The 23,927-nt window shown below is 59.9% G+C and carries 23 protein-coding genes and 1 pseudogene; 10 read left to right on the forward strand and 14 right to left on the reverse strand.

All coding sequences use genetic code 11. From position 1 onward, the window contains the following. On the forward strand, nt 1–1,781 hold a 1,781-nt coding region (locus QMM04_RS06485; protein WP_282995845.1), incomplete at its 5' end, for a DEAD/DEAH family ATP-dependent RNA helicase. Nucleotides 1,782–1,846: 65 nt separating this feature from the next. Here the strand turns inward: QMM04_RS06485 and QMM04_RS06490 are convergent. After that, a complete protein-coding gene (locus QMM04_RS06490; protein WP_104188023.1) occupies nt 1,847–2,593 on the reverse strand; it encodes a glucose 1-dehydrogenase in 747 nt (248 codons plus the stop codon). 182 nt (nt 2,594–2,775) lie between these two features. Between QMM04_RS06490 and QMM04_RS06495 the strand changes: the two genes are divergently transcribed. Then, nucleotides 2,776–3,690 carry an AraC family transcriptional regulator gene (locus tag QMM04_RS06495; RefSeq protein ID WP_058770683.1) on the forward strand — a complete coding sequence of 305 codons (915 nt, stop codon included), beginning with the start codon at nt 2,776–2,778 and terminating at the stop codon, nt 3,688–3,690. Between the two features lie 3 nt (nt 3,691–3,693). On the opposite strand, the gene QMM04_RS06500 is transcribed toward QMM04_RS06495, so the two are convergent. The 3 genes from QMM04_RS06500 to QMM04_RS06510 form a co-directional block, all read right to left on the reverse strand. Further along, complete coding sequence (locus QMM04_RS06500) at nt 3,694–4,704, reverse strand: LLM class flavin-dependent oxidoreductase (RefSeq protein ID WP_021507693.1); 1,011 nt, start codon at nt 4,702–4,704, stop codon at nt 3,694–3,696. A 116-nt stretch (nt 4,705–4,820) separates the two neighbouring features. Then, nucleotides 4,821–5,705 (reverse strand): U32 family peptidase, encoded by an 885-nt coding sequence (locus QMM04_RS06505; protein WP_058770682.1) that lies wholly within the window; start codon nt 5,703–5,705, stop codon nt 4,821–4,823. 9 nt (nt 5,706–5,714) lie between these two features. Next, nucleotides 5,715–6,710, reverse strand: a complete 996-nt coding sequence (locus QMM04_RS06510) for a peptidase U32 family protein (RefSeq protein WP_058759571.1) — start codon at nt 6,708–6,710, stop codon at nt 5,715–5,717. Nucleotides 6,711–6,915: 205 nt separating this feature from the next. On the opposite strand from QMM04_RS06510, the gene QMM04_RS06515 reads away from it, so the two are divergent. Both QMM04_RS06515 and QMM04_RS06520 read left to right on the forward strand, forming a co-directional pair. Beyond that, entirely contained in the window at nt 6,916–7,440 is a 525-nt protein-coding gene (locus tag QMM04_RS06515; RefSeq protein ID WP_058759570.1) for an SCP2 domain-containing protein, read from the forward strand. Further along, complete coding sequence (locus tag QMM04_RS06520; RefSeq protein WP_021507689.1) at nt 7,434–7,940, forward strand: N-acetyltransferase; 507 nt, start codon at nt 7,434–7,436, stop codon at nt 7,938–7,940. The genes QMM04_RS06515 and QMM04_RS06520 overlap by 7 nt, the downstream gene beginning before the upstream one ends. Here the strand turns inward: QMM04_RS06520 and QMM04_RS06525 are convergent. Further along, entirely contained in the window at nt 7,924–8,211 is a 288-nt protein-coding gene (locus QMM04_RS06525) for a GIY-YIG nuclease family protein (RefSeq protein WP_021507688.1), read from the reverse strand. The two genes, QMM04_RS06520 and QMM04_RS06525, sit on opposite strands and share 17 nt — an antisense overlap. A 77-nt stretch (nt 8,212–8,288) precedes the next feature. Here QMM04_RS06525 and QMM04_RS06530 point away from each other — a divergent pair, with 77 nt between their 5' ends. After that, complete coding sequence (locus tag QMM04_RS06530; RefSeq protein WP_088516032.1) at nt 8,289–8,702, forward strand: YhbP family protein; 414 nt, start codon at nt 8,289–8,291, stop codon at nt 8,700–8,702. A 34-nt stretch (nt 8,703–8,736) separates the two neighbouring features. Here QMM04_RS06530 and QMM04_RS06535 read toward each other — a convergent pair whose 3' ends face one another. Further along, nucleotides 8,737–9,258, reverse strand: coding sequence for a type 1 glutamine amidotransferase domain-containing protein (locus tag QMM04_RS06535; RefSeq protein ID WP_021507686.1), 522 nt, complete (start codon nt 9,256–9,258; stop codon nt 8,737–8,739). A gap of 237 nt (nt 9,259–9,495) precedes the next feature. On the opposite strand from QMM04_RS06535, the gene QMM04_RS06540 reads away from it, so the two are divergent. Next, nucleotides 9,496–10,530 (forward strand): permease, encoded by a 1,035-nt coding sequence (locus QMM04_RS06540; RefSeq protein WP_282995846.1) that lies wholly within the window; start codon nt 9,496–9,498, stop codon nt 10,528–10,530. Here the strand turns inward: QMM04_RS06540 and nrdG are convergent. Both nrdG and nrdD read right to left on the reverse strand, forming a co-directional pair. Next, nucleotides 10,525–10,989: pseudogene (gene nrdG, locus QMM04_RS06545) on the reverse strand (anaerobic ribonucleoside-triphosphate reductase-activating protein); the annotation flags it as partial. The gene QMM04_RS06540 and the pseudogene nrdG sit on opposite strands and share 6 nt — an antisense overlap. Further along, nucleotides 10,986–13,124, reverse strand: coding sequence for an anaerobic ribonucleoside-triphosphate reductase (gene nrdD / locus QMM04_RS06550; RefSeq protein ID WP_282995848.1), 2,139 nt, complete (start codon nt 13,122–13,124; stop codon nt 10,986–10,988). The gene nrdD and the pseudogene nrdG, both read right to left, overlap by 4 nt. Nucleotides 13,125–13,402: 278 nt before the next feature. On the opposite strand from nrdD, the gene QMM04_RS06555 reads away from it, so the two are divergent. Further along, nucleotides 13,403–15,787 (forward strand): family 20 glycosylhydrolase, encoded by a 2,385-nt coding sequence (locus QMM04_RS06555; protein ID WP_282995849.1) that lies wholly within the window; start codon nt 13,403–13,405, stop codon nt 15,785–15,787. A gap of 112 nt (nt 15,788–15,899) precedes the next feature. On the opposite strand, the gene ridA is transcribed toward QMM04_RS06555, so the two are convergent. From ridA to argF, 4 genes are all read right to left on the reverse strand, one after another. Further along, the gene (gene ridA, locus QMM04_RS06560; RefSeq protein ID WP_282995850.1) at nt 15,900–16,286 is read right to left on the reverse strand and encodes a 2-iminobutanoate/2-iminopropanoate deaminase; all 387 of its coding nucleotides are present in this window, start codon (nt 16,284–16,286) and stop codon (nt 15,900–15,902) included. A gap of 78 nt (nt 16,287–16,364) precedes the next feature. Then, the gene (pyrI, locus tag QMM04_RS06565) at nt 16,365–16,829 is read right to left on the reverse strand and encodes an aspartate carbamoyltransferase regulatory subunit (RefSeq protein WP_010615964.1); all 465 of its coding nucleotides are present in this window, start codon (nt 16,827–16,829) and stop codon (nt 16,365–16,367) included. Between the two features lie 11 nt (nt 16,830–16,840). Next, nucleotides 16,841–17,776: an aspartate carbamoyltransferase gene (gene pyrB / locus QMM04_RS06570; protein WP_058770675.1), complete on the reverse strand. Its 936-nt coding sequence runs from the start codon at nt 17,774–17,776 to the stop codon at nt 16,841–16,843. Nucleotides 17,777–18,017: 241 nt separating this feature from the next. Next, entirely contained in the window at nt 18,018–19,025 is a 1,008-nt protein-coding gene (gene argF, locus QMM04_RS06575) for an ornithine carbamoyltransferase (protein WP_282995851.1), read from the reverse strand. Nucleotides 19,026–19,188: 163 nt separating this feature from the next. Here argF and rraB point away from each other — a divergent pair, with 163 nt between their 5' ends. Both rraB and miaE read left to right on the forward strand, forming a co-directional pair. Continuing rightward, nucleotides 19,189–19,608 (forward strand): ribonuclease E inhibitor RraB, encoded by a 420-nt coding sequence (gene rraB, locus QMM04_RS06580; RefSeq protein ID WP_282995852.1) that lies wholly within the window; start codon nt 19,189–19,191, stop codon nt 19,606–19,608. 56 nt (nt 19,609–19,664) lie between these two features. Beyond that, entirely contained in the window at nt 19,665–20,426 is a 762-nt protein-coding gene (gene miaE, locus QMM04_RS06585; protein WP_088516037.1) for a tRNA isopentenyl-2-thiomethyl-A-37 hydroxylase MiaE, read from the forward strand. Between the two features lie 162 nt (nt 20,427–20,588). Here miaE and QMM04_RS06590 read toward each other — a convergent pair whose 3' ends face one another. Further along, on the reverse strand, nt 20,589–21,071 hold the full coding sequence (locus QMM04_RS06590; protein ID WP_021507677.1) for a YlaC family protein: 483 nt from the start codon (nt 21,069–21,071) through the stop codon (nt 20,589–20,591). A 102-nt stretch (nt 21,072–21,173) separates the two neighbouring features. Next, on the reverse strand, nt 21,174–22,886 hold the full coding sequence (locus tag QMM04_RS06595; protein WP_262417875.1) for an FHIPEP family type III secretion protein: 1,713 nt from the start codon (nt 22,884–22,886) through the stop codon (nt 21,174–21,176). Here QMM04_RS06595 and QMM04_RS06600 point away from each other — a divergent pair. Next, a complete protein-coding gene (locus QMM04_RS06600) occupies nt 22,879–23,781 on the forward strand; it encodes a flagellar motor protein MotB (RefSeq protein ID WP_236569444.1) in 903 nt (300 codons plus the stop codon). The two genes, QMM04_RS06595 and QMM04_RS06600, sit on opposite strands and share 8 nt — an antisense overlap. Nucleotides 23,782–23,927 lie beyond the last annotated feature (146 nt).

Raw genomic sequence — 23,927 nt, forward strand, 5'->3', positions numbered from 1 at the left:
ACCTGCTGGCGGGCCGTGATGTGCTGGGTATGGCGCAGACCGGTAGTGGTAAAACAGCAGCGTTTTCGCTGCCGCTGCTGAACAACGTTGATCCTTCTGTCCGCGCACCGCAAATCCTGGTGCTGGCACCGACCCGCGAACTGGCGGTTCAGGTTGCTGAAGCGATGACAGAATTCTCTAAACATATGCGCGGCATTAACGTCGTGGCCCTGTACGGTGGCCAGCGTTATGACGTGCAGCTGCGCGCGCTGCGCCAGGGTCCACAGATCGTGGTCGGTACGCCGGGCCGCCTGCTGGATCACCTGAAACGCGGTACCCTTGACCTGTCTAACCTGCGTGGTCTGGTACTGGACGAAGCCGATGAAATGCTGCGTATGGGCTTCATCGAAGACGTAGAAACCATCATGGCGCAGATCCCGGAAGGTCATCAGACCGCGCTGTTCTCCGCGACGATGCCGGAAGCGATTCGCCGTATCACTAAGCGTTTCATGAAGGATCCGCAGGAAGTGCGCATCCAGTCCAGCATCACTACACGCCCGGACATTTCTCAGTCTTACTGGACCGCTTACGGCCGTAAGTCTGACGCTCTGGTGCGCTTCCTCGAAGCGGAAGACTTCGATGCTGCCATCATCTTCGTGCGCACCAAAAATGCCACGCTGGAAGTCGCAGAAACGCTGGAGCGTAACGGCTACAACAGCGCCGCGCTGAACGGTGACATGAACCAGGCGCTGCGTGAACAGACGCTGGAGCGCCTGAAAGACGGTCGTCTGGATATCCTGATCGCGACTGACGTTGCGGCCCGTGGTCTGGACGTTGAGCGTATTAGCCTGGTGGTTAACTACGACATCCCTATGGATGCCGAATCGTATGTACACCGTATCGGCCGTACCGGTCGTGCGGGTCGTGCTGGCCGTGCGCTGCTGTTCGTTGAGAACCGCGAGCGTCGTCTGCTGCGCAACATCGAACGCACCATGAAGCTGACTATTCCGGAAGTTGAGTTGCCTAACGCCGAGCTGCTGAGTCAGCGTCGTCTGGCGCAGTTCGCTGCGAAAGTTCAGCAGCAGCTGGAAAGCAGCGATCTGGATCAGTACCGTGCGCTGCTGGCTAAAATGCAGCCAGAAGAAGAGCTGGATATGGAAACGCTGGCCGCTGCACTGCTGAAAATGGCGCAGGGCGAACGTCCACTGATTCTGCCACCGGATGCACCACGTCCACAGCGTCGTGAATTCCGCGATCGCGATGAGCGTGGCGGCGACCGTCCACGTCGTGACAGCCGTGACAGCCGCGAAGGTGGCGATCGTCCACGTCGCGAACGTCGTGACGTTGGCGAAATGCAGCTGTACCGCATTGAAGTGGGCCGTGATGATGGTGTTGAAGTTCGCCATATCGTGGGCGCGATTGCTAACGAAGGCGACATCAGCAGCCGTTACATCGGTAACATCAAGCTGTTTGGTACTCACTCCACTATCGAGCTGCCAAAAGGCATGCCGGGTGAAGTCCTGCAGCACTTCACGCGTACGCGTATTCTCAACAAGCCGATGAATATGCAGCTGCTGGGCGATGCACAGCCACACGAGCGCACCGAGCGTCGTAGCGGCGGTCGTGACTTCGGTGGTGAGCGTCGTGGTAACCGCGAGGGTGGCAACCGTGAAGGTGGCGCACCTCGTCGTTTCTCTGAGCGTCGCGAAGGCGGTCGTGAAGGCGGACGTTTCAGCCGTGAAGGTGGCCGTGGCCCACGTCGCGACGAAGGTGCAGCTGCACCACGTCGCCGTGATGCATAAGCGTTAATCGCTTAAAAATAAAAAGGACGCGCAAGCGTCCTTTTTTTATGTCTGTAACGCGGGCTTTACACGCCGCCGGCAATCAGCACCCGCTCACCGGTAACATAAGCCGACTCTTCCGACGCCAGAAACAGCGCCACCTGCGCCACATCCTCCGGCAGGCCAAAGCGTCCCAGCGGCGTGGCCGCGATCAGCTGCGCTTTAAATTCCGCATTCATTTTTTTCGCTGCCAGCAGCCCTTCGGTCAGAATGATCCCCGGCGCCAGCGCGTTGACGCGAATATTACGCGGGCCCAGCTCACGTGCCAGCCCCTGCGTTAAGGTATCGATTGCGCCTTTGGTCGCTGACCACAGTACCGAGCCGGGCAGGCTGCGCTGGCTGTTTAGCGCGCTGAGGTTGATGATACAGCCGCCGCGCGCCGGGAAATGCTGCGCCGCCTGCTGGCACACCAGCAGCGTACCGAGCAGATTGACGTTGAGCTGCTGCTGCATGTCGCTGACGCTGAGGCTGGCGAAGTCGCCATGGTGAAACATGCCGGCGTTGTTGACCACGATGTCTGGCGCGCCAAACTGAGCGATACTGCTGGCGAACAGGCGCTGCACGTCAGCTTCACGGGATATATCGGCCTGTACGGCGATGGCGTCGCTTCCCAGCGCGCAGATATCGGTCACCACATCCGTCGCGCCCGCTTCATCCTGACGATAATTCACCACCACCCGGGCGCCGGCCGCGGCGAAAGTCATGGCGATGGCGGCGCCAATGCCTTTCGACGCGCCCGTCACCAGCGCAATTTTGCCTTCAAGTGCTTGCATTGTGTCTCTCCACCTGAGATTTCGGGTGAGTAAAGCATGCGCTGTTGCCGCTTTGTGCGGTAGCGCAATCCTGCAAGCTTTTTGCACGATCCTGCAAATCTGTGGCGCAGGGACTAGGCGCAACCGCATCGGCAGGTAAGAATGGGGGATTCAGTGATTTTTCATCGCGGAGTGCTTAACGCATGATTCATCAGGAACAGTGGCAGCAGCTGGTGGCGATGATTGCCCGTCACGCGCAGCAGGATGGGCGCACCGCCAGCGCGATTGATTTTCTCTCTTTTGGCCGCAGCTCGCACCCCTCCAGCCTGGCGCACATTGCCAGCTGGGCGGGTTTTGCGCTGATGGCCCAGGGCCAGAAAGCACTGCGCATGGGCGATGATGTGATGCATTACGGGCCGGGCGATCTGCTGCTGGTCACCATGGACATGCCGGTGCAGTCCTGCGTGGTGCTGGCGACGCCAGAAAAACCCTGTCTTGGCGTCGGCATCACCATCAACGAAGCGCGCCTGCTGCGCTATCTGGAGCATTTCCCGCCGCAGCAGATTGGCAGCGCTGCCCCCGAACGCAGCATTACCGTCCATAAAGTCGCGCCGCCGCTGGTGGATGCGGTGATACGGCTGGTGGCGCTGCTGGATCAGCCGCAGGATATCGCCGCGCTGGCACCGCTGATTGAGCAGGAGATTTTCTATCGCCTGCTGACCGGGCCGGAAGGGCCGCGCATTCTGAACATGGCGCTGACCGAGCGCCCGGGCAACAAAGTGGCGCGCGCGGCGCGCTGGCTGCGCGAAAACTTTCATCAACCGCTGAAGGTGGATCAGCTGGCCAGCAGCGTTGGCATGAGCATTTCATCGCTGCACCATCACTTTAAAGCGGTTACGGCAATGACGCCGATGCAGTATCAGAAGCAGCTGCGGCTCAATGAAGCGCGGCGGCTGATGATGATTGAGAAGCTGGATGCCGGGACGGCGGGCTATCGGGTGGGCTATCAGAGTGCGTCGCAGTTCAGCCGGGAGTACAGCCGTTTTTACGGCCAGTCACCGGCGCGCGATGTGCGCAAGATGGCGGTGGGGCCGGAAGGACTCTCCCCACCGCAGTAAGGCTTATAGCGTGCGTGCGGCTTCCATCGCCAGCGCGAACGAACGCAGACGCGCCTGCGGATCGTAAATCTGGCCGTTGACCATGATCTCATCCGCCTGGGTTTCGCGCAGCAGCGCGGCAAGGCCGTGGCGCACTTTATCTTTATCGCCCACCACCGACATGCTCAGCGCCTGCTGCACGCCATACTGTTCGGACGGCGACCACAGGTTATCCATGTTCTCCACCGGCGCCGGCAGCGGGCCTGGCTTGCCGCGGCGCAGATTAATGAACTGCTGCTGCATCGAGGTGAACAGGAAGCGCGCATCACGATCGCTGTCTGCCGCCACCACGTTGACACACACCATAGCGTAAGGTTTTGCCAGGCGCGCAGAGGGCTGGAATTTTTCGCGATACAGGTGCAGCGCCTGCAACAGCAGGTCTGGCGCGAAGTGCGAAGCAAAGGCAAACGGCAGACCAAGCTGCGCCGCCAGCTGCGCGCTATACAGGCTGGAACCCAGCAGCCACACCGGAATTTTCAGCCCGAGGCCAGGCACCGGCTGCACCGGCGGATGCTCGCCCTCTTCGGCATCGAACCAGCGGATCAGATCGGCCACATCTTCCGGGAAGCTGTCGGCCTGGGCGCTCGAAAGATGACGGCGCAGCGCCAGCATGGTGCGCTGATCGGAGCCGGGCGCGCGGCCCAGTCCGAGATCGATACGGCCAGGGTAGAGGGATTCCAGGGTGCCAAACTGTTCGGCAATCACCAGCGGTGCGTGATTGGGCAGCATGATCCCGCCGGAGCCGAGGCGCAGCGTTTCGGTGTTAGCGGCGAGATAGCCAATCAGCACCGACGTTGCGGCGCTGGCGATGCCGGTCATGTTGTGGTGTTCGGCCAGCCAGTAGCGATGAAAGCCAAGGGCTTCAGCCTGACGCGCCAGCGCCAGCGAATTATGGAAGGCATCGCGCGCAGACGAGCCTTGCGGAATGGGGGCCAGATCCAGCACGGACAGGCGAACAGTTTTCTTCTCAGACATGGGTACTCCAGCAAAGGATGGCGCAGGTGATAAGTAAACCTGCACCAGTCAGTATTACGCATCATTACCCATATTAAAACTGCTAATAACGGCAGGAATATAGCCGGAATGTGCCTTTAACCGCCGCTATCCAGCGCCATTCCGGCCAGGCGGCGCCAGTAACCGTTGCTGTCGCTGCCGCGCGCCATCATCAGCGGCGCTTCACCCGCTTCGTTAGCGCGGAAGCGATCAACCTGTGCCAGCGTGCTCTCATCCTGCGGCGACAGGCGCACAATATCGATCCAGCCATGCATACCGGCGAGATCGTTGCCAAGGTTGTAACAGTAGCCGCTCATGGTCTGAATGCCGTTCAGGACAAATACCTGCTGGCCCTCCTGCGACAGCACGCGGCGCCCGGTGGGATAATCAATACAGCAGGTCTGGCAATCATCTTTGGCACGGTTTTCGGAACGCGCGGTAAAGCAGCGCGCCGACAGTGCCAGCGGCAGATGGCCGTAGCCGAGCACTTCAACCTCAAACCGGTCGCGCAGGCCAGCGTCATGGCACTGCTGCAACAGCTGAATCAGCCAGTCGCGTGACATCTCCACCGGCATGCACCAGCGCGTCATGCCCTCCTGCAGCAGCAGCTGGAGCGTCTGCGCGTTATAGACATTCAGGGTGGGACCGGCGACAAACGGCAGTTTGCGCTCTGCCGCCATGTTCACGGTGCCGATATCGTTGGCTTCCAGTAAGAACTCACCGTTTTCAACATAGCGGCGCAGCTCTTTGACTTCCGAAGGGGACTGCAGCAGCGCCAGCGTGCTCAGCACCACCTGTTTGCCGCTGGCCGCCAGCGTGCGGCCCATCTCCATCCACTGACTGAACGCAGTGGCGCGGCGTTTGCTGCACACCGCTTCGCCGAGGTAGACAATCTCTGCGCTGCTTTCTGCGGCGCGCTGGTAAAACTGCTCCAGCGTGGCGGTTGGCCAGTACCACAGCACCGGGCCGATGGCGTATTTCATACGGTCTCCTTATTGCCAGTCGCGGTGATAGGCGCCGAGCGTGGTCTGGCTGCCTTCAGAAAGTTCACCGAGCGCGCGCATCCACGGCGCCTGCACCGTGAACTGTTGCGGATCGGCCATGCAGCGATCGATCGCCTGACGCCACACTTTCGCCACCTGCGCCACATAGGCCGGGCTGCGCTGGCGTCCCTCAATTTTCACCGAGGCGATATTGGCGCGCAGCAGCTCTGGCAGCAGCGCCAGGGTATTCAGGCTGGTGGGCTCCTCCAGCACGTGATAGCGCTGGTTATCCACCTCGTAGCGCCCTTTACACAGCGTCGGATAGCCCGCGCTCTCATCGGCGGCGTAACGGTCAATCAGCACTTCGTTCAGGCGCGACTCCATGCCCTGTGCCGTCTGCTGCCAGCGCACAAATTTGGCCGGTGAACAGGCGCCCGCGCTGTTCGGCGACTCGCCGGTCAGCCACGACGAGAGATAGCAGCGGCCTTCGGCCATGATGCACAGGCTGCCAAAGGCGAATACTTCGAGCGGCACCGGCGTTTCGCGCGCCAGCTGCTTCACCTGGTGCATCGACAGCACGCGTGGCAGCACCACGCGGCTCAGCGCAAAGTGGCGGTGATAAAACTGAATGGCCTGCAGATTGGTGGCGGACGCCTGCACTGACAGGTGACGTTCAACCTGCGGGTAGCGGCTGGCGGCGTACTCCAGCGTGGCGATATCGGCCAGAATCAGCGCATCGGCACCGTTCTGTGCGGCGACGTCAATGGCGCTTTGCCAGCGGTTAAGGCCGTCAGGATGGGCGAAGGTGTTGATCGCCACGTGCAGTTTACGCCGGTGCTGATGCAGGAAGCGCGCGGCTTCTGCCAGTTTCTTATCGGTAAAATTGAGACCAGCAAAGTGGCGGGCGTTGGTGTCATCTTTCAGGCCGACGTACACCGCGTCAGCGCCGTGCTCCACCGCCGATTTCAGCGCAGGTAAATTCCCCGCCGGACACAGCAGTTCCATACAATTTCCTCCCCCGGATTCTGAACGCCGTTGAGTGTAAGGAAGCGCAGGTGCTGCAATGTTGATTTAAGGCAGTGAAAGCGGGATTGCCAGGGCGGAATGGAGAATTTTCGCACAGACGCGGGGCGATTTCCTTGATCCCGGTTGAGGCGAAAGCCGTCGGATGTGGCAATATAGATAAAATTTTCTCAAGGGAGTGCAGCGCATGTTCGCACGCTTACGCGGCCTGTTAATTGAAAAAGGGCCGGAATTCCTCGCTTTACCGGTGTCGCTAACACCATTCGCCGTGAAAAAAACGGTTTTGCAACAACTCCTAAACTGGCAATTTCGTCATGCTTTGGCTGAAGGTGAGTTAGACTTTCTGCAAGGGCGCTATCTCGGCATTGAGATCGCGGACGTCAATCTGCGCTGGATCACCACGCTGCAGGACGGGCGCCTGACCGTTTCGCGCGACGCCGAAGCAGATGTCTGGTTTCGTGGCGAAGCCAACGATCTGCTGCTGGTAGCAGCACGCAAAGCCGACCCCGATATGTTGTTCTTTCAGCGCCGTCTGGTGATTGAGGGCGACACGGAGCTGGGACTGGAGGTGAAGAATCTGATGGATGCCATAGAACTGGACGCCATGCCCACGCCATTGCGTACGGGGTTGCTGCAGCTGGCTGCTTTTGTTGAGGCAGGAATGACACAGGACGCGAAGGCCGCTGAGGCGCGCGCGGGGATCTCATGTTGATTCGTACTGAAATTGGTGTGGACGCGGCAGGCATCGACAGCCTGTTAAAGCGCAGTTTTGCCACCGCAGCCGAAGCGGAACTGGTACAGCAGCTGCGTGAAGACGGTTTACTCACGCTGGGCGTGGTGGCCACCGATGACGAAGGCCAGGTGCTGGGTTATGCGGCCTTCAGTCCGGTGACGTTGCAGGGCGAGGATCGTAACTGGGTGGCGCTGGCGCCGCTGGCGGTTGATGCCTCGGTGCGCAGTCAGGGCATTGCTAAACAGCTGGTGTATGAAGGGCTCGATTCGCTCAATGAGTTCAGCTACAGCGCCGTGGTGGTGCTGGGCGATCCGCAGTTCTACAATCCGCTCGGCTTTGAGCCGGCGGCGCGTCACGGCCTGCACTGCCGCTGGCCCGGCAGCGAAGCGGCGTTTCAGGTGTATAAACTGGCGGACGATGCGTTCGATGGGGCAGAAGGGCTGATCGCCTTCTCGGCACCTTTCAATCGTATCGACTAAACCACGCCGTTAAGCAGGCCGGCTGCTGGGCAACCAGCAGCAGTTTCTGCGCCCGGCTCAGCTGTTTTACCTGATACTCCAGCCGGGAGGCCGCCGCGCGATCGCCGGCCGCGCAGTGAAACACCAGCGTCAGCGGACCTTTGCCGCGCAGCGCACGGGCTCCGCGCCCCTGCTGGTGCTGCTGCAGGCGACGGTTGACGTCAGTGGTGATGCCGGTATAAAGCATCCCGGCGGCGGTTTGCAGCATATACAGCTGCCAGCCCTGTTCCATTTACAAACCTCGTTCATGTGCTGGCGGGCAGTGTAACGCGCCTGCGGCCGCATCGCTATCAACGCACGGAGTTGCTCTTGTCTGACCATTCTCATCTGATTCGCTATCTGAAAAAGCAGCACGTGCTGTCGCTATGTGCCAGCGACGGTGATGCGCTATGGTGCGCCAACTGTTTCTACGTGTTCGATGAAGCGCGTATGGCGTTCTGGCTGATGACCGAAACCGATACGCGTCACGGCGCGCTGATGGCGCGGCATCCACGCGTCGCCGGTACGGTGAACGGCCAGCCGAAAACGGTGTTGCTGATTAAAGGCGTGCAGTATAGTGGTCGTATACAACTGACCGATGAGGCGCAGGCGCTGAAGGCCTATCAGTCGCGCTTTCCGGTGGCAAAAAAAGTCACCGCGCCGCTGTGGGAAATTACGCTGGATGAGCTGAAAATGACCGATAACGCGCTGGGGTTTGGCAAAAAGATTGTCTGGCAGCGTTAGCCCGGCACGCGCAGAGGCGCACCGGGCGACCGCCTTACGCTGCGTTCAGAATGCGCAGGGATTCGCGGTTAAACGCGGGCAGGTCTTCAGGCGTGCGGCTGGTAACCAGCTTGTCATCATCAACCACCACCTCTTTATCGTAAAAGTCCGCGCCGGCATTGCGCAGATCGATGGCGATAGCTTTCACGCAGGTCATTTTGCGACCGCGCACGCCGTTCGCGCTGATCAGCAGCTGCGGACCGTGACAGATGGCGAAAATCGGTTTGCCGCTGGCGACAAACTCTTTAGTAAAGGTGACAAAGCGATCGTCACCGCGCAGCGCGTCAGGCGAATGACCACCGGGCAGCAACAGCGCGTCGAACTCGGCCGGGCTGACATGGTCAATATCCTTGTCGATTTTGACTTCGGCTTTGCCCTGTTTTCCCTTCACGGTTTTGCCCGCCTGCATCTCAATGGTGACCACTTCATGGCCCGCTTTGGTGAAGGCCTCGGCCGGTGAGGTAAACTCTGAGTCTTCAAATTCATCGGTAATCAGAACCGCTATTTTCTTGCTCATCTTTCTCCTCCTTGCTGGTCACGCACCTGCTGTGCGTGACACGTTTCAACAGACAAGTCTGGACCCTGAGCGCGGAAACGCAAGCCAGCCGGCACAGGCGGGATTGGTTAAATTCCGGAGACAGATCAAGTTTAAGCGTGACGACGCTGGCACACGGGCATAACCTGAATAACACTGTGGGATCTGCGTCGCGCCCTCCGCGCGGCATACGTTATTCAGTTGAATACGGAACCGGTCATGACCCAATTCGCCTCACCTGCACCAGCGGCCCGCTTCGCCTGGTGGAAACCGCTGCTGTTCCTCGCTGTGGTGCTTATCGGCCTGTGGTACGTTAAATGGCAGCCTTACTATGGCAAAGCCTTCACGGCCGCAGAAACCCATTCCATCGGCCGCTCTATTCTTGCCAGTGCCGCAGATTCGCCGTGGCGCGCCGCGCTGGATTACGCCATGGTCTATTTTCTCGCGGTGTGGAAAGCCGCGGTGCTCGGTGTGGTGCTGGGCTCGCTGGTGCAGGTGCTGATTCCGCGCCGCTGGCTGCTGCGCCTGATGGGCAGCAACCGGCTGGGGGCCACGCTGGTCGGCACCGGCTTTGGCCTGCCGGGCATGATGTGCAGCTGCTGTGCCGCGCCGGTGACCGTCGGCCTGCGCCAGGCGCAGGTTTCAAGCGGTGCGGCGATGGCGTTCTGGCTGGCAAATCCGCTGCTTAATCCGGCAACGCTGGTGTTTATGGGCTTTGTGCTCGGCTGGCAGTTTGCCGCCATTCGGCTGGTGGCGGGTGGGGTGATGGTGCTGGGGATTGCCATGCTGGTGCAGCGCAGCGTGCCGGAAACCGCCGTTGCCGCGCCGCTGTTGCCGCAAGAAAGCCATGAGCGGTTTGTGACGCGCTGGCTGCGCGTGATGTGGCGGCTGTTCTGTAACACCATTCCGCTCTACATCGTGGCGGTGCTGCTGCTCGGCGCCGCGCGCGTCTGGCTGTTTCCGCACGCGGACGGCGCGGTGGGGAATACGCTGTTCTGGGTGATGCTGATGGCCATCGCCGGCTGCCTGTTTGTGATCCCGACCGCCGCCGAGATCCCCATCGTGCAAACCATGATGCTGGCGGGCATGGGCGTCGCACCGGCGCTGGCGCTGCTGGTGACGCTGCCCGCGGTCAGCGTGCCGTCGCTACTGATGCTGCATCGCGCGTTTCCGCCGCGCGCGCTGTGGATCGCCTTCTGCGGCGTGGCCGTCAGCGGCATGCTGCTCGGCACCCTCGCGCTGTGGCTGGCGTAGATACCAGATAGTCTGATTGCGGCTGCCGCGCCACAGCAGCCGCGCATCTTTTTCCGCTTCGATGAAACGTCCATCAATCAGCACGTCGATTTCCGCAATCACTTCACGCTGCGCCGCCGTCAGCTCCGCCAGGGTGTAGCCGGTCCACAGCCAGATATCTTTATCCGGACAGTCGCGCCGCACGCGTTTCACCAGCCGGCGAATATGCGGCACATTGTGCGGATGCAGCGGATCGCCGCCGCTCAGCGACAGCCCCTGACGCGGAATGCGTTGATCCTGCAGATCGGCGATCAGCTGCTCCTCCATGGCCAGCGTAAACGGCACGCCGGAGTCAGGCCGCCAGGTGCTCTGGTTGTAGCAGCCGCGGCACTGATGTTCGCAGCCCGCGACGAACAGCGTGCAGCGCGTGCCGGGACCATTCACGATATCCACAGCGTAGTAGCGATGAATGTGCATCATCCCAGCTGTCCGGTATCAAGGTGTTTGACGCGGCGCTGTACCTCTTCCTGCTTGCCGGCGTTGAACGGCCGCGCATCCGGACTGCCAAGATAGCCGCAGACGCGGCGCGTGACCGAAACGCGCGCCGGATCGTGATTGCCGCAGCACGGACAGGTAAAGCCTTTGCTGGTACAGCTGAACTCGCCGCTGAAGCCGCACTCGTAGCATTCATCGATCGGCGTATTAGTGCCGTAATAGGGCACGCGGTCATAGCTGTAATCCCACACATCTTCCAGCGCCCGCAGGTTGTGCTGAATGTTGGGGTATTCGCCGTAACAGATGAAGCCGCCGTTAGCGATGGCCGGGTAGGGCGCTTCAAAGTCGATTTTGTCGTACGGATTGACCTTTTTCTCTACGTCGAGATGGAAGCTGTTGGTGTAATAGCCCTTGTCGGTCACGCCCGGCACCACGCCAAATTCGGCGGCATCAAGGCGACAAAAGCGATCGCACAGGTTTTCACTGGGCGTACTGTACAGGCTAAAGCCGTAGCCGGTTTCCGCTTTCCACGCATCCACCGCCTGGCGCAGATGCGTCACAATCGCCACGCCGGTTGCGCGCAGATGCGCGGCATCATACGGATGCACGGCGTTGCCGCTTAGCGCGTTAAGCGTTTCATGCAGACCGATATAGCCCAGCGAGATCGAGGCGCGGCCGTTGCGAAAGATCTTGCCCACCTCGTCGTCCGCGTTTAGCCGTACGCCGCAGGCGCCTTCCATGTAAAGAATCGGTGCGACGCGCGCTTTGGTTTTTTCCAGCCGGGCAATGCGGGTCATCAGCGCCCGCTTCGCCAGCGCCAGACGCGCATCCAGCAGCGTCCAGAAGCGGGCTTCGTCTCCCTTTGCTTCTAACGCAATGCGCGGCAGGTTGAGGCTGATCACGCCGATGTTGTTGCGGCCCTCATGAATCTGCTCGCCGTTTTCCTCGTAAACGCCGAGGAAGCTGCGGCAGCCCATCGGCGTTTTAAACGAGCCGGTGACTTGCACCACTTTGTCGTAGTTGAGGATATCCGGATACATGCGCTTGCTGGCACACTCCAGCGCCAGCTGTTTGATGTCGTAATTGATGTCGCCGGCGCGGCGATTGACGCCTTCGCGAATGGCAAACACCAGCTTAGGAAACACTGCGGTTTTATGGTTTTTGCCCAGCCCGGCGATGCGGTTGCGCAGAATCGATTGCTGAATCAGGCGCGCCGCCCAGTCGGTGCCGAGGCCAAAGCCAAAAGTGACGAACGGCGTCTGGCCGTTGGCGGTGTGCAGCGTATTAACCTCGTACTCCAGCGACTGAAACGCGTCGTAGCACTCTTTTTCCGTGCGTGCGTGCGCGTAAGCTTCCACGTCAGCAATTTGCCATTCGCGGGCAATCTGGCGATGTTTTTCGAGGCTGAGGGTGACAAATGGCGCCAGCACTTCGTCAATGCGGTTAATGGTGGTGCCGCCGTAAATATGGCTGGCGACCTGCGCGATGATCTGCGCCGTCACCGCGGTGGCGGTGGCGATGGATTTTGGCGGTTCAATCTCGGCGTTACCCATTTTGAAGCCGTGCGTCAGCATGCCGTGCAGATCGATCAGCATGCAGTTAAACATCGGGAAGAAGGGAGAGTAGTCGAGGTCGTGATAGTGGATTTCCCCACGCTCGTGCGCCAGCACCACATCGCGCGGCAGCAACTGCTGCTGGGCATAATGTTTGGCCACGATGCCGGCCAGCAGGTCGCGCTGCGTCGGGATCACTTTGCTGTCTTTGTTGGCGTTTTCGTTGAGCAGCGCCGCGTTGGTCTGTTCCACCAGGCCGCGAATGGCATGGTGCAGCTTGCCGCGCTGCTCGCGCGCCAGATCCCGGTCGTGACGGTATTCGATATAGGCGCGCGCCAGCTGTGGCCAGCGTCCGCTCATCAGCGCCTCTTCCACGGCACACTGGATGTCGCGAATATCGACTTCAGCCTGCGTTGCCAGCTGCGCGCTGACCTGCTGAGCGACTGTCGTGCACCAGGCCAGGTCGTCAACCTGGGCGGCCTGCGCGGCGGCCCGCACTGCAACTTCAATGCGTCGGGCATCAAATGGCACCCTGCAACCGTCACGCTTAATCACTACCGTTGCCATCTTCCCTTTCTCCGCTGAAAACTACATGTAGATAATTTTAAGGAGTGTAATCGCAACATGTGGTGTTTCAGAGGGAATTAATCGCACTGTTTTTGACCTGTCGCAAAGAAGCGCGGCCAGCGCCTGAAAGCCGTGCAGTGGTCAACAGCCGCTACACTGAAAAGTTTTAAGCCGCACAAACTTCAGCCGGTTGCAACTTGCTTTGCGTTGCGAAACAGGTTTAATGAGCGTTTTGCGCCATTTCCGGCCCATCGTTTTGCCTTACAAGGATGCCCACCATGCTTCTGCCCCGTACGCTGCTGGCCGTTTTGTGTTCCCTGACGTTTTCCACGCAGGCCGCACCGGCAGGCGATCTGCCGCTGATGCCGTGGCCACAGCAGGTGACGCAGCCCGCAGGCGGTGGCGCGTTTAACCTGACGCCGCAATTTTCGCTGCACATCACCGGCGATCACCTGGAAGGGGCCGAAGCGCGCTGGCGCGCCCGCATTGCGCGGCAAACCGGCTGGGCGCTGCTGCCCGCCAGCCCGGCCAGCGATCGTCCCGCCATTCAGATCCGGATTGCCGACGCGGTCGATCCGCTACCGCAACCGGACAGCGACGAAAGCTACCGTCTGGAGGTCAGCAGCAGTGGCGTACTGCTGCAGGCACCTACCCGTTTTGGCGCGATGCGCGGCATGGAAACCCTGCTGCAGCTGATCGCCAACACCGCCAGCGGCACGCAAATTCCCTTTGTCACCATTGACGATCGGCCGCGCTTCCCGTGGCGCGGCGTGCTGATCGATCCGGTGCGCCATTTCCTGCCGCTGGAAACCCTCAAGCGGCAGATTGATGGTATCGCCGCGGCGCGCATGAATGTGTTTCACTGGCACCTGACCGACGATCAGGGCTGGCGCTTTGCTTCCAGTCACTATCCGCAGCTGCAGCAGCAGGCCAGTGATGGCCTGTTCTACAGCCAGCAGCAAATGCGCGAGCTGGTGCACTATGCCACCCAGCGCGGCGTGCGCGTGGTGCCGGAAATCGATCTGCCCGGCCATGCTTCCGCCCTGGCCGTAGCGATGCCGGAGCTGATGAGCGCGCCGGGGCCATATGCCATGGAGCGCGGCTGGGGCGTGTTTAAACCCTTGCTCGATCCCAGCAATGAAGCGGTGTTTCGCTTTATCGACACGCTGATCGGCGAAGTCGCGGCGATCTTTCCCGATCCCTATATTCACATCGGCGGGGATGAAGTCGATCCCAGTCAGTGGAACGCCTCACCGAAGATTCAGCAGTTTATGCGCGACCACGGCCTGCAGGACGCCCATGCGCTGCAGGCGTGGTTCAACCAGCGGGTGGAGAAGATTCTCGCCGCGCATCAGCGGCGCATGCTTGGCTGGGATGAGGTGTACCATCCCGACCTGCCGAAAAGTATTGTGATTCAGTCGTGGCAGGGGCAGGACGCGCTGAGCGAAGTGGTAAAGCAGGGGTATCGCGGCATTCTTTCCACCGGTTTTTATCTCGACCAGCCGCAGAGCGCCGCGTATCACTATCGCAACGAGCTCTGGCCGCAGGGGCTGAACGGCGTCGATCAACTGCGCGCCGACGATCAGGCGCAAAGCTGGCAGTTCACTATGCCGCGTCTGAAAGGCAGCGCGGTGCAGGGCAGTTTCACCCTGATTGAGGGCAAAAACGGCTGGCGCGGTTTTATCGATTTCAGCGGCAAGGCGCGACGCCAGGTCAGCGACATTCGCTGGCTATCACCGACGCAGCTGACCTTCAGCGTCGACAGCTGGATGGGGCCGTTTCAGCCGGTGGTGACGCTGACGCGTGACAGCCTGACCGGCTACGTGCTGGTGGGCAACGTACGCTATCCGACCACAGGCAGCAGGCTGGCGCAGATACCGGCCGGTATTGCCCCGGTACTGCCCACGCCCGCTCAGCTGCAGCGTGATTTGCTGGGCGGTGAAGCGGCGCTGTGGGCGGAGAACGTGAATAGCCGGGTGATTGATACGCGGCTGTGGCCGCGCGCCTTTGTGGTGGCGGAGCGGCTGTGGTCGGCGCAGGATGTGACCGACAGCGAGAATATGTACCAGCGGCTCAGCGCGATTGATCGCTGGGGGACGGTGTCAGTCGGCCTGCAGCAGCATCAGCAGGCCGAGGTGCAGATGATGCGGCTGGCCAACAGCAGCGATATCACTCCGCTGCGCGTGCTGGCGGAAGTGCTGGAACCCGCGCAGTATTACACCCGCCAGCACCTGAAGTTTCAGGCCGGGCATTATGACTATTTTGAGCCGCTGAACCGGCTGGCGGACGTGCTGCCGGCTGAGAGCGAGCCGGTGCGCCTGCTGGATAAGCAGGTGGATGCGCTGATCGCCAATCGCGGCGATCATGCTGCCGCCAGCGCCCTGCGCCATCAGCTGCAGCGCTGGCAGCGCAACAGCGATGCAGTGATGCCGCTGGTGCTGGGCAACTATCAGCTGAAAGCGCTGCAGCCGCAGGTGCGTCAGGTCGCTGAGCTGAGCCGGATGGGGCTGGATCTGGTGAATGCGCTGGAGCGCAACCAGGCCTATGGCGCAGGCGAGGTGGCGCAGATGCACGCCCGGCTGGATGCGGCGGCGCAGGTGCAGGATGAAACGGTGCTGGCGCTGGTGCGACCGCTGGAGAAACTGCTGCGATCGTCGAGATAGGGAAGATCGGAATTCACGAACTATGCAGGGTCGTCATTGATGACGACCTGGCGATCTCGCCAGGTGCGCACGGATACGCCCCCTGCATGCTGTGTGATTGATGACAGCTAAATCAGCGGCGTACCGCGATGGCTTCGATCTCAATCTTCACGTCTTTCGGCAGACGCGCCACTTCCACGCAGGAGCGCGCCGGGAAGCTGGCCTGATGCTCGGTGAAAAACGCTTCATAGGTGGCGTTGACCGTGGCGAAATCGTTCAGGTCTTTGACGAACACGGTGGTCTTCACAATGTCGTCCACCTGCAGGCCAGCGGCCAGCACAATCGCCTTCACATTCTCCAGTGACTGGCGCGCCTGCGCGGCGATGTCGTCCGGAACCGTACCGGTGGCCGGATCGACCGGGATCTGGCCGGAGGTGATGATCATGCTGCCGAGATCCACGCCCTGGACGTACGGGCCAATCGCTGCCGGGGCTTTTTCAGTACTGATTTCGCGAGACATTGTTTCTCCTTAGGCATGCGCGGCGAACCCTTGCCCGCCGCGAAAATGTTCGCCCCATTATAGGGAGGAAACGGGCGATTACCAGTGACCGAGCACCACGTGGCGCGCGAACTCTTTCTCGCAGTATTTACACTTCAGGTGCACATCGTCATCGCGCTGCTTCACCGCAAAGCTGGAGAACACCGGCTCGCTGCGGCTGATGCAGTTGCCGTTGGGGCAGGTCAGCACGCGTTCGATGCGTTCCGGCAGCGTTGGTGCAATCTTCGCCACCACTTCATACTCATCAATGCGATTCACCGTGGCGTGTGGCGCGTACACCGCCAGCTGATTGATCTGATCATCAGTCAGAAAAGTATTTTCGATTTTGATCAGATCCTTACGCCCCATCTCGCCCGACGGCAGATTAAGGCCGATGGTGATGCGCTGATCGGTTTCAGTGAGGCGGAACAGTGACAGTAGCTTAAAGCCGACCTGCGCCGGAATGTGGTCAATCACCGTGCCGCGTTTGATGGCTTCAACCTGCAGTTTGTTATCGTGGGTCATCGTTCTGCTCCTTACAGTGCCAGTTCGCTATTCAGTACCAGCGCCAGCAGGGCCTGGCGGGCATAGATGCCGTTGCCGGCCTGCTGGAAATACCAGGCGTGCGGCGTGCTGTCGACATCGGTGGTGATCTCATCAATGCGCGGCAGCGGATGCAGCACCTTCATGTTATCGCGCGCGCCGGCCAGATCGGCCGCCCGCAGGATGAACTGCGCTTTCACGTTGGCATACTCTGAGGGATCGAGACGCTCTTTCTGTACGCGCGTCATGTAGAGAATATCCAGCTCCGGCATCACTTCTTCGATGCTGTCGTGGCGCGACCAGGCAATGTTCTGTTCATCCAGCATATCGGTGATGTAGGACGGCATCGCCAGCGCATCCGGTGCGATGAAGTAGAAGCGGTTGCCGCTGAACTTCGCCAGCGCCTGGGTCAGCGAATGCACGGTGCGGCCATATTTCAGGTCGCCAACCATCGCCACGTTGAGGTTATCGAGGCGGCTCTGGGTTTCCCGGATGGTGAACAGATCGAGTAGCGTCTGCGTCGGGTGCTGGTTGGCGCCGTCACCGGCGTTAAGGATCGGCACGCCGCCCGAGAACTCCGTGGCCAGCCGCGCCGCCCCTTCCTGCGGATGGCGCATCACGATGGCATCCACATAGGTGCCAATCACCGAGATGGTATCGGCGAGGGTTTCCCCTTTCTTGCCCAGCGAGGTGTTGCTGCCGTCGGCAAACCCCACCACCGACGCGCCCAGCCGGTGCATCGCGGTTTCAAACGACAGGCGGGTGCGCGTTGAAGCCTCAAAGAAGCAGCTGGCGATAACGTTGTGTTTCAGCAGCTCCGGCTGCGGATGGGCTTTCAGCTGGGCGGCGGTATGCAGCACCAGCTCCAGCTCATCGCGGTTGAGGTCGTTGATGGAAATAATGTGCTTGCGATATAGCGGGTTGGCCATAGCTCTCTCCTCTGCGCTGCCGGATTGCGGACAAAAAAAAGCCCCTTTACAGGGGCTTTCTGGCGATCGATGAATGACGGAAAGAAACAGGTGCGCCGCCTGCATTCAGGCGTACGGGAGCGGCAAATTGTGCGCTGCGCTGTTGCATGTTTCCTCCGGCAAATTGTGGCGCATTATACGCATTCACTGAGCCGCATCAAGCAGAAATCACGCGCGAGGTAAACGTTTGCGCCGTGCAGGCTTAGCGCTGACTCAGCGTCGCCACCATCACTGCTTTGATGGTGTGCATGCGGTTTTCCGCCTGGTCAAACACCACGCTATGGTCGGATTCAAACACCTCGTTGCTGACTTCCATGCCGTCGTGCAGACCATACTGTTCGGCCATCTGCCGTCCGAGCGTGGTTTGGTCATCATGAAACGCGGGCAGGCAGTGCAGGAATTTCACCTGCGGATTGCCGGTCAGCGCCAGCATCGCGCTGTTAACCTGATAAGGACGCAGCAGGGCGATGCGCTCTTCCCACACCGATTTCGCTTCGCCCATCGATACCCAGACGTCGGTATAGATGAAATCAGCACCCTGCACGCCTTCGGCAATCTCTTCTGTCAGGGTGATTTTGCCGCCGGTGTGCTGCGCTGCCGCGCGGCACTGCGCCACCAGCTCCTCTTCTGGCCAGCAGCCTTTCGGTGCCACCAGCCGCAGATCCAGCCCCACCAGCGCTGCTGCTTCCAGCATACTGTTGCCCATGTTGTTGCGCGCATCGCCGACGTACACCAGCGTCATCTCGTTCAGCGCTTTGCCCGGCAGATGCTCCTGCATGGTCAGCAGGTCAGCCAGCAGCTGCGTCGGATGGAACTCGGTGGTCAGGCCGTTCCACACCGGCACGCCGGCATGTTCGGCCAGCGTCTCTACCAGCGCCTGACCGTAGCCGCGATATTGAATGCCGTCATACATACGTCCCAGTACGCGCGCGGTATCTTTCATCGACTCTTTATGGCCGATCTGGCTGCCACTCGGACCGAGATAGGTGACGTTAGCGCCCTGATCGTATGCGGCAACTTCGAAAGAGCATCGGGTACGGGTCGAGTCTTTTTCGAAGATGAGCGCGATATTCTTGCCTTTCAGGTACTGGGTTTCAGTGGCATTTTTCTTTGCGTGTTTTAATTCACCTGCGAGATTGAGCAGGTTGGCGATTTCAGCTGGGGTGAAATCCAGCAATCTCAGGAAATGTCTCGAATACAGCTGACTCATACAGCGCTCCAGATATGGATCAATAATGAATTAAAATTCAATCTAACCGTATGAATATGCATTTTCAACCCCGGCGTTAAGAAACTTTCTGTTTTGTGTAGTGGCGCGCGAGGCAGTGTGGGAAAATAATTGCATTCACGTCGAACATTTTGAGGACACGCACATGGCATATGAAGCATTGCTGGAAGAACAGCGCGAAGAAACCCGCCTGATCATTGAAGAGTTGCTGGAAGACGGCAGCGATCCGGATGCGCTTTACACCATCGAGCATCATCTCTCCTGCAACAACTTCGACTCGCTGGAAAAGGCCGCGGTTGACGCGTTCAAGCTGGGCTATGAAGTCACCGAGCCGGAAGAGCTGGAGCTGGAAGACGGCAGCACCGTGATGTGCGTCGACATCCTGAGCGAATCGGCGCTGAAGCCGGAGCTGATTGACGCGCAGGTCGAGCAGCTGGTGAATCTGGTCAGGAAATACAACGTCGATTACGACGGCTGGGGCACTTACTTTGAAGATCCGGATGCCGAAGATGAAGACGACGGCGAAGAGATCGACGACGAAGACGATGACGGTGTACGTCACTAAGCCCTGACGGGCGGCACATGCCGCCCGGTAATTTTCCTGCCAGCAAAGAATCTCCGATGAATTACGCTTCGCTATTAGACCCCATTCACCAGTTTTTACAGTGCCGCACGCCGCAGGCGTGGATTGATGAAGCGCGCAAGCCGGAAAATCTTACGCTGCTGCTTACCGATCACATGGTATGCGAGTTGAAAGCGGCGCAGACCGCAGTGTGGCTGATCCGCAAATACGTCGCGGATAAACCCAGTGGCGACGCGATTCTGGCGTGGCTGCAGCCGTACGAAGATTTTATTTTCGGCGAGAATCACGACAGCGATTTCATCAATGCCCACAAGAATCTCAGCAAAAGCATCATTGTGCGCAATGAACTGCCGTGGGCTGATGAGATGGTGGAAAAGATGGTGCTGCTGATCAAAGAGGAGCTGCACCATTTTTATCAGGTGTGGGAAATCATGCAGGCGCGCGGTTTGCCCTATCGCAAGATCACCGCCAGCCGCTACGCCAAAGGGCTGCTGCGTGAAGTGACTACCCATGAACCGGATACGCTGGTGGATAAACTGATTTGCGGGGCGTATATCGAAGCGCGTTCCTGCGAGCGCTTCGCCAGCCTGGCGCCGTACCTAGATGCGCAGCTGGAGAAGTTTTACATCTCGCTGCTGCGTTCCGAAGCGCGCCACTATCAGGATTACCTGACGCTGGCGGCACAGATTTCACCGAAGGATATCGCGCCGCGCGTGCGGGCGATTGGGGCAGCAGAAGCGCGCTTGATCAGCGAACCGGACGCTGAGCTGCGCTTTCACAGCGGCGTGCCAGCGTTTTGATTTGGTGCGCGCGGCGAAACTTCCTGACCCAGCCTTCAGGCGTTGTCTTACTACCCTCTTTAGCTTCGCATACCCTCTGTATAAAGACGCTGGGGGTAGTAATTAAGCAGTGAGTCATCAAGGGCTTATAAATACCATGGAAGCAGGAATGAATTTGCCCGATCAGATCTTCGCGGCGCGCTGATGGCCCCAGGTCAGGTAGTAGACATCATAAAAATCCACTTCTCCTTTCTGCTGCATCAGGCGATCGATGCCGCTGCGCACGCGCTCGGGCGTGCCCGGATTCTCCAGGATCTTGTCCAGCGCCTGCTGTGAGACCGGCTGCACGTAATACCACTCGCCGTTATAGCACACGCGCAAATCCAGCGTATCGATGTCCTCGAAGCGGTATTTCGGGTTGATGTCCAGCAACATCAGAAAACTCATCACCAGCACGAACACCGTGGCGAACCAGAAGGCCGGCCAGCCGAGCATCTCGGTCGAGAAAATCAGCGCCACGCACAGGCCGTAGCACAGGTACATCACGCCCCACAGCCCCGGATGGGTTTTCAGGAAGTTAAAGCTAAAACGCGGCAGATTATCGCGCCGCTCTTCGCGGTTGAGCGTGTCGATTTCATCGATCAGAATTTGTTTAATCGCGTCCATTATTCACCTCTGAATATCACTGCCTGCCAGTAAACCACATAACAGTGAAGGGCGGCAGAGACAGATCAGCGGTGTTTTTTTATAACAGTTTTCCGCAACGCATCAGCTCACCTGCCCGACAATCTGCAGATTGGCATCGTCCGGCACCTCGTTATACGACAGCACATTCAGCCCGCTGGCGAACAGCCGGGCGTAGCGTGCAATCAGCGGCCGCAGCTGCGGCGTTACCAGCAGCACCTGCGTCAGGTTCTGCGCTTTCAGCTGCTCCATCATCACCGGCAGCGTGCTCTGCAGCTGGGTGAGAATGTTAGGGTCGACCGGGAAGCTGTCCAGCGCCACTTTGCCGCCCTGCTGCGCCTGATTGAGCGCTGCCAACAGCAGGTTTTCCAGGTTGTTATCCAGCGTATAGGCCGACAGCGGTTTGTTGTCCGGCGCAATCGCCGCCACCATGGCGCGGCGCAGCGCATAACGCACATCGGAGGTCAGCAGGATCGGATCTTTGGTGATCGCCACGCTCTCCAGCAGCGTGGTGGCAATGGTGGTGATGTCCTTGAGCGATACCTGATCGTTGAGCAGCAGACGATACACCTTGAGCTGCAGACTGTAGTTCACCGCGGCGTTGAGATCCTCTGACAGCTTCGGCGCCACGCTCGCCAGCCGCTGATGCAGCTGAGTAATATCATCGTAGTTGAACAGCTCCGGCAGGTTTTCGCGCACCACTTTGTTGACGTGCGTGGCCACCACGCTGGCGCAGTCGACTACCTGATATCCCAGATTCAGCGCTTTGGCTTTCTGCTCCGGCAGGATCCAGGTCACCGCCATACCGTATGCGGGATCGGTATCCAGCAGGCCGTCGATCTCGCCGTACTGATCCGGCGTCGGCAGCGCCATCAGGCGGTCGGCGTGCACTTCTCCCACCGCGGTGCGAACGCCGTTGATCTTGATGGCGTACTGCGACGGCTTTAAGTGGAAATCTTCACGCAGGGCGATCTCCGGCAGCAGCACGCCGCTGGTTTCTGACACCACCTGACGCACGCCGCGCATACGTTGGGTCAGCGGCGCGCCTTTGCCTTTATCCACCAGCGTGACCAGCTTGTAGCCCAGGTTAAGGCCGATGGGCTCGACCAGCGGAATATTGTCCCAGCTGATGGTCGGCTGTTCGTCCGGCTGCGCCAGCGCCTGATTGATCGCCTCCATGTCGACATGGCTTTGCGTCGGCTTCTGCACCACGCGGCTCTGACGCCACGCGGCGAACAGCAGCAGGGCGGTGAAGACGAGGAACACCATGTGCGGCATGCCCGGCACAATCGCCAGCACAAACATCACGCCCGCGGCGGTATACAGCGTGGCCGGTTTCGCCAGCAGCTGCGACTTCACTTCCTCGCCCATGTCAGCGCCGTCGCTGATGCGCGTCACGATGATCGCCGCCGCCGTCGACAGCAACAGCGACGGGATCTGCGCCACCAGACCGTCACCGATGGTCAGCAGCACATACTGTTCGAACGCCTGGCCGGCCGGTAAACCGTGTTTGAACACGCCGATCAGGATGCCGCCCAGTACGTTGATCAGCAGGATCATGATGCCGGCGACGGCGTCACCGCGCACAAACTTGGAGGCACCGTCCATCGCGCCGTAGAAGTCCGCCTCGTTGGCCACATCCTGACGCCGCACGCGCGCCTGTTCCTGATTGATCAGCCCGGCGTTAAGATCGGCGTCGATCGCCATCTGTTTGCCCGGCAGCGCGTCGAGGGTAAAGCGCGCCGACACTTCAGAAATACGCTCGGCCCCTTTGGTCACCACCACAAAGTTGATCATTAAACGCGGCGGCAGGAAAGCGCATCACGGGGCTCACGGCGGCGCATGGAAGGTGGCCTTTGCCGACTTCACGCTGGCGATGATGGCGCTGTTTATGGTGCTGTGGATCATGGGCGCCGTCACCGAAGACGAGCGTAAGGAGATTGTCGCGCAGCTCAACGGCACTTCGGTGTTTAACGGTTCCGGCTTTAATCCGTTCGATGTCGAAACCGGACGCGGCTCCGCCATCATTGGTGAAACGCTGGCGATTGCGCCGCCGACCGAGGGCGCCACCGTCAGTGACACCAGCGCGGAAAACAGCGACAGCAACAGTAACGCCAGCCAGCCGCAGGAAGACCTGGATAGCGTGCTGTCGCGCTCCGACGCCGAGCTGGCGCAGCTGCGCCAGCAGATCCAGAGCATCATCAATAGCTATCACGCCCAGAACCTGCTGACGCTGGAAACCCTGCCGCAGGGGCTGCGTATCCTGATTCAGGATGACCAGGATCGCATGATGTTTCCGCGCGGCAGCGCAGTGCTGACGCCATTTTATCAGCGCCTGCTGACCGAACTCGGTCCGGTGTTTAACCGCATCGACAACAAAATCATGATCAGCGGCCACACCGACGCCGCACAGTACAGCGGCAACGCGGCGTACAACAACTGGAATCTCTCCGGTGACCGTGCGCTGGCGGCGCGGCGTGCGCTGGAGCGCGGCGGGCTGGAAAGCACGCGCGTGCTGCAGGTGAATGCCATGTCATCCCGTATGCCGCTGGACAAAGCCGATCCGCTCAGCGCACGTAACCGCCGCATTGAAATCATGGTGCTCACCGAGGCGGCAGCCGAGACGCTGTTTCAGTTTTATGGTCGCGAAGGGGAGAACGTGGTGAAACCCATCGCTGACCGCCTGCGATAACCTGTCAGTGCCTTTGAATCAACTGTTGATTCTACCGGTGGCGAAATCCACCGGTTTTTTTTTGCCTGTTTTTTGCTGCGGCAGACGCCGGGTAAACGAGGCGCGCCACGGCATGCCACGAAATGTTAAATATGTTAATAAGTAAT

Source organism: Pantoea sp. Pa-EAmG (assembly GCF_030024295.1).
Lineage (GTDB): Bacteria > Pseudomonadota > Gammaproteobacteria > Enterobacterales > Enterobacteriaceae > Pantoea > Pantoea dispersa.

What these genes read in the sequence shown, in the direction of transcription:
- QMM04_RS06500 (WP_021507693.1), bottom strand. Translation starts at nt 4,704, where the DNA reads ATGTCTGAGAAGAAAACTGTTCGCCTGTCCGTGCTGGATCTGGCCCCC.
- miaE (WP_088516037.1), top strand. Translation starts at nt 19,665, where the DNA reads ATGAATTACGCTTCGCTATTAGACCCCATTCACCAGTTTTTACAGTGC.
- QMM04_RS06515 (WP_058759570.1), top strand. Translation starts at nt 6,916, where the DNA reads ATGTTCGCACGCTTACGCGGCCTGTTAATTGAAAAAGGGCCGGAATTC.
- QMM04_RS06590 (WP_021507677.1), bottom strand. Translation starts at nt 21,071, where the DNA reads ATGGACGCGATTAAACAAATTCTGATCGATGAAATCGACACGCTCAAC.
- nrdD (WP_282995848.1), bottom strand. Translation starts at nt 13,124, where the DNA reads ATGGCAACGGTAGTGATTAAGCGTGACGGTTGCAGGGTGCCATTTGAT.
- ridA (WP_282995850.1), bottom strand. Translation starts at nt 16,286, where the DNA reads ATGTCTCGCGAAATCAGTACTGAAAAAGCCCCGGCAGCGATTGGCCCG.
- argF (WP_282995851.1), bottom strand. Translation starts at nt 19,025, where the DNA reads ATGAGTCAGCTGTATTCGAGACATTTCCTGAGATTGCTGGATTTCACC.
- QMM04_RS06540 (WP_282995846.1), top strand. Translation starts at nt 9,496, where the DNA reads ATGACCCAATTCGCCTCACCTGCACCAGCGGCCCGCTTCGCCTGGTGG.
- rraB (WP_282995852.1), top strand. Translation starts at nt 19,189, where the DNA reads ATGGCATATGAAGCATTGCTGGAAGAACAGCGCGAAGAAACCCGCCTG.
- pyrB (WP_058770675.1), bottom strand. Translation starts at nt 17,776, where the DNA reads ATGGCCAACCCGCTATATCGCAAGCACATTATTTCCATCAACGACCTC.
- QMM04_RS06555 (WP_282995849.1), top strand. Translation starts at nt 13,403, where the DNA reads ATGCTTCTGCCCCGTACGCTGCTGGCCGTTTTGTGTTCCCTGACGTTT.
- QMM04_RS06520 (WP_021507689.1), top strand. Translation starts at nt 7,434, where the DNA reads ATGTTGATTCGTACTGAAATTGGTGTGGACGCGGCAGGCATCGACAGC.
- QMM04_RS06595 (WP_262417875.1), bottom strand. Translation starts at nt 22,886, where the DNA reads ATGATCAACTTTGTGGTGGTGACCAAAGGGGCCGAGCGTATTTCTGAA.
- QMM04_RS06525 (WP_021507688.1), bottom strand. Translation starts at nt 8,211, where the DNA reads ATGGAACAGGGCTGGCAGCTGTATATGCTGCAAACCGCCGCCGGGATG.
- QMM04_RS06505 (WP_058770682.1), bottom strand. Translation starts at nt 5,705, where the DNA reads ATGAAATACGCCATCGGCCCGGTGCTGTGGTACTGGCCAACCGCCACG.
- pyrI (WP_010615964.1), bottom strand. Translation starts at nt 16,829, where the DNA reads ATGACCCACGATAACAAACTGCAGGTTGAAGCCATCAAACGCGGCACG.
- QMM04_RS06535 (WP_021507686.1), bottom strand. Translation starts at nt 9,258, where the DNA reads ATGAGCAAGAAAATAGCGGTTCTGATTACCGATGAATTTGAAGACTCA.
- QMM04_RS06510 (WP_058759571.1), bottom strand. Translation starts at nt 6,710, where the DNA reads ATGGAACTGCTGTGTCCGGCGGGGAATTTACCTGCGCTGAAATCGGCG.
- QMM04_RS06495 (WP_058770683.1), top strand. Translation starts at nt 2,776, where the DNA reads ATGATTCATCAGGAACAGTGGCAGCAGCTGGTGGCGATGATTGCCCGT.
- QMM04_RS06490 (WP_104188023.1), bottom strand. Translation starts at nt 2,593, where the DNA reads ATGCAAGCACTTGAAGGCAAAATTGCGCTGGTGACGGGCGCGTCGAAA.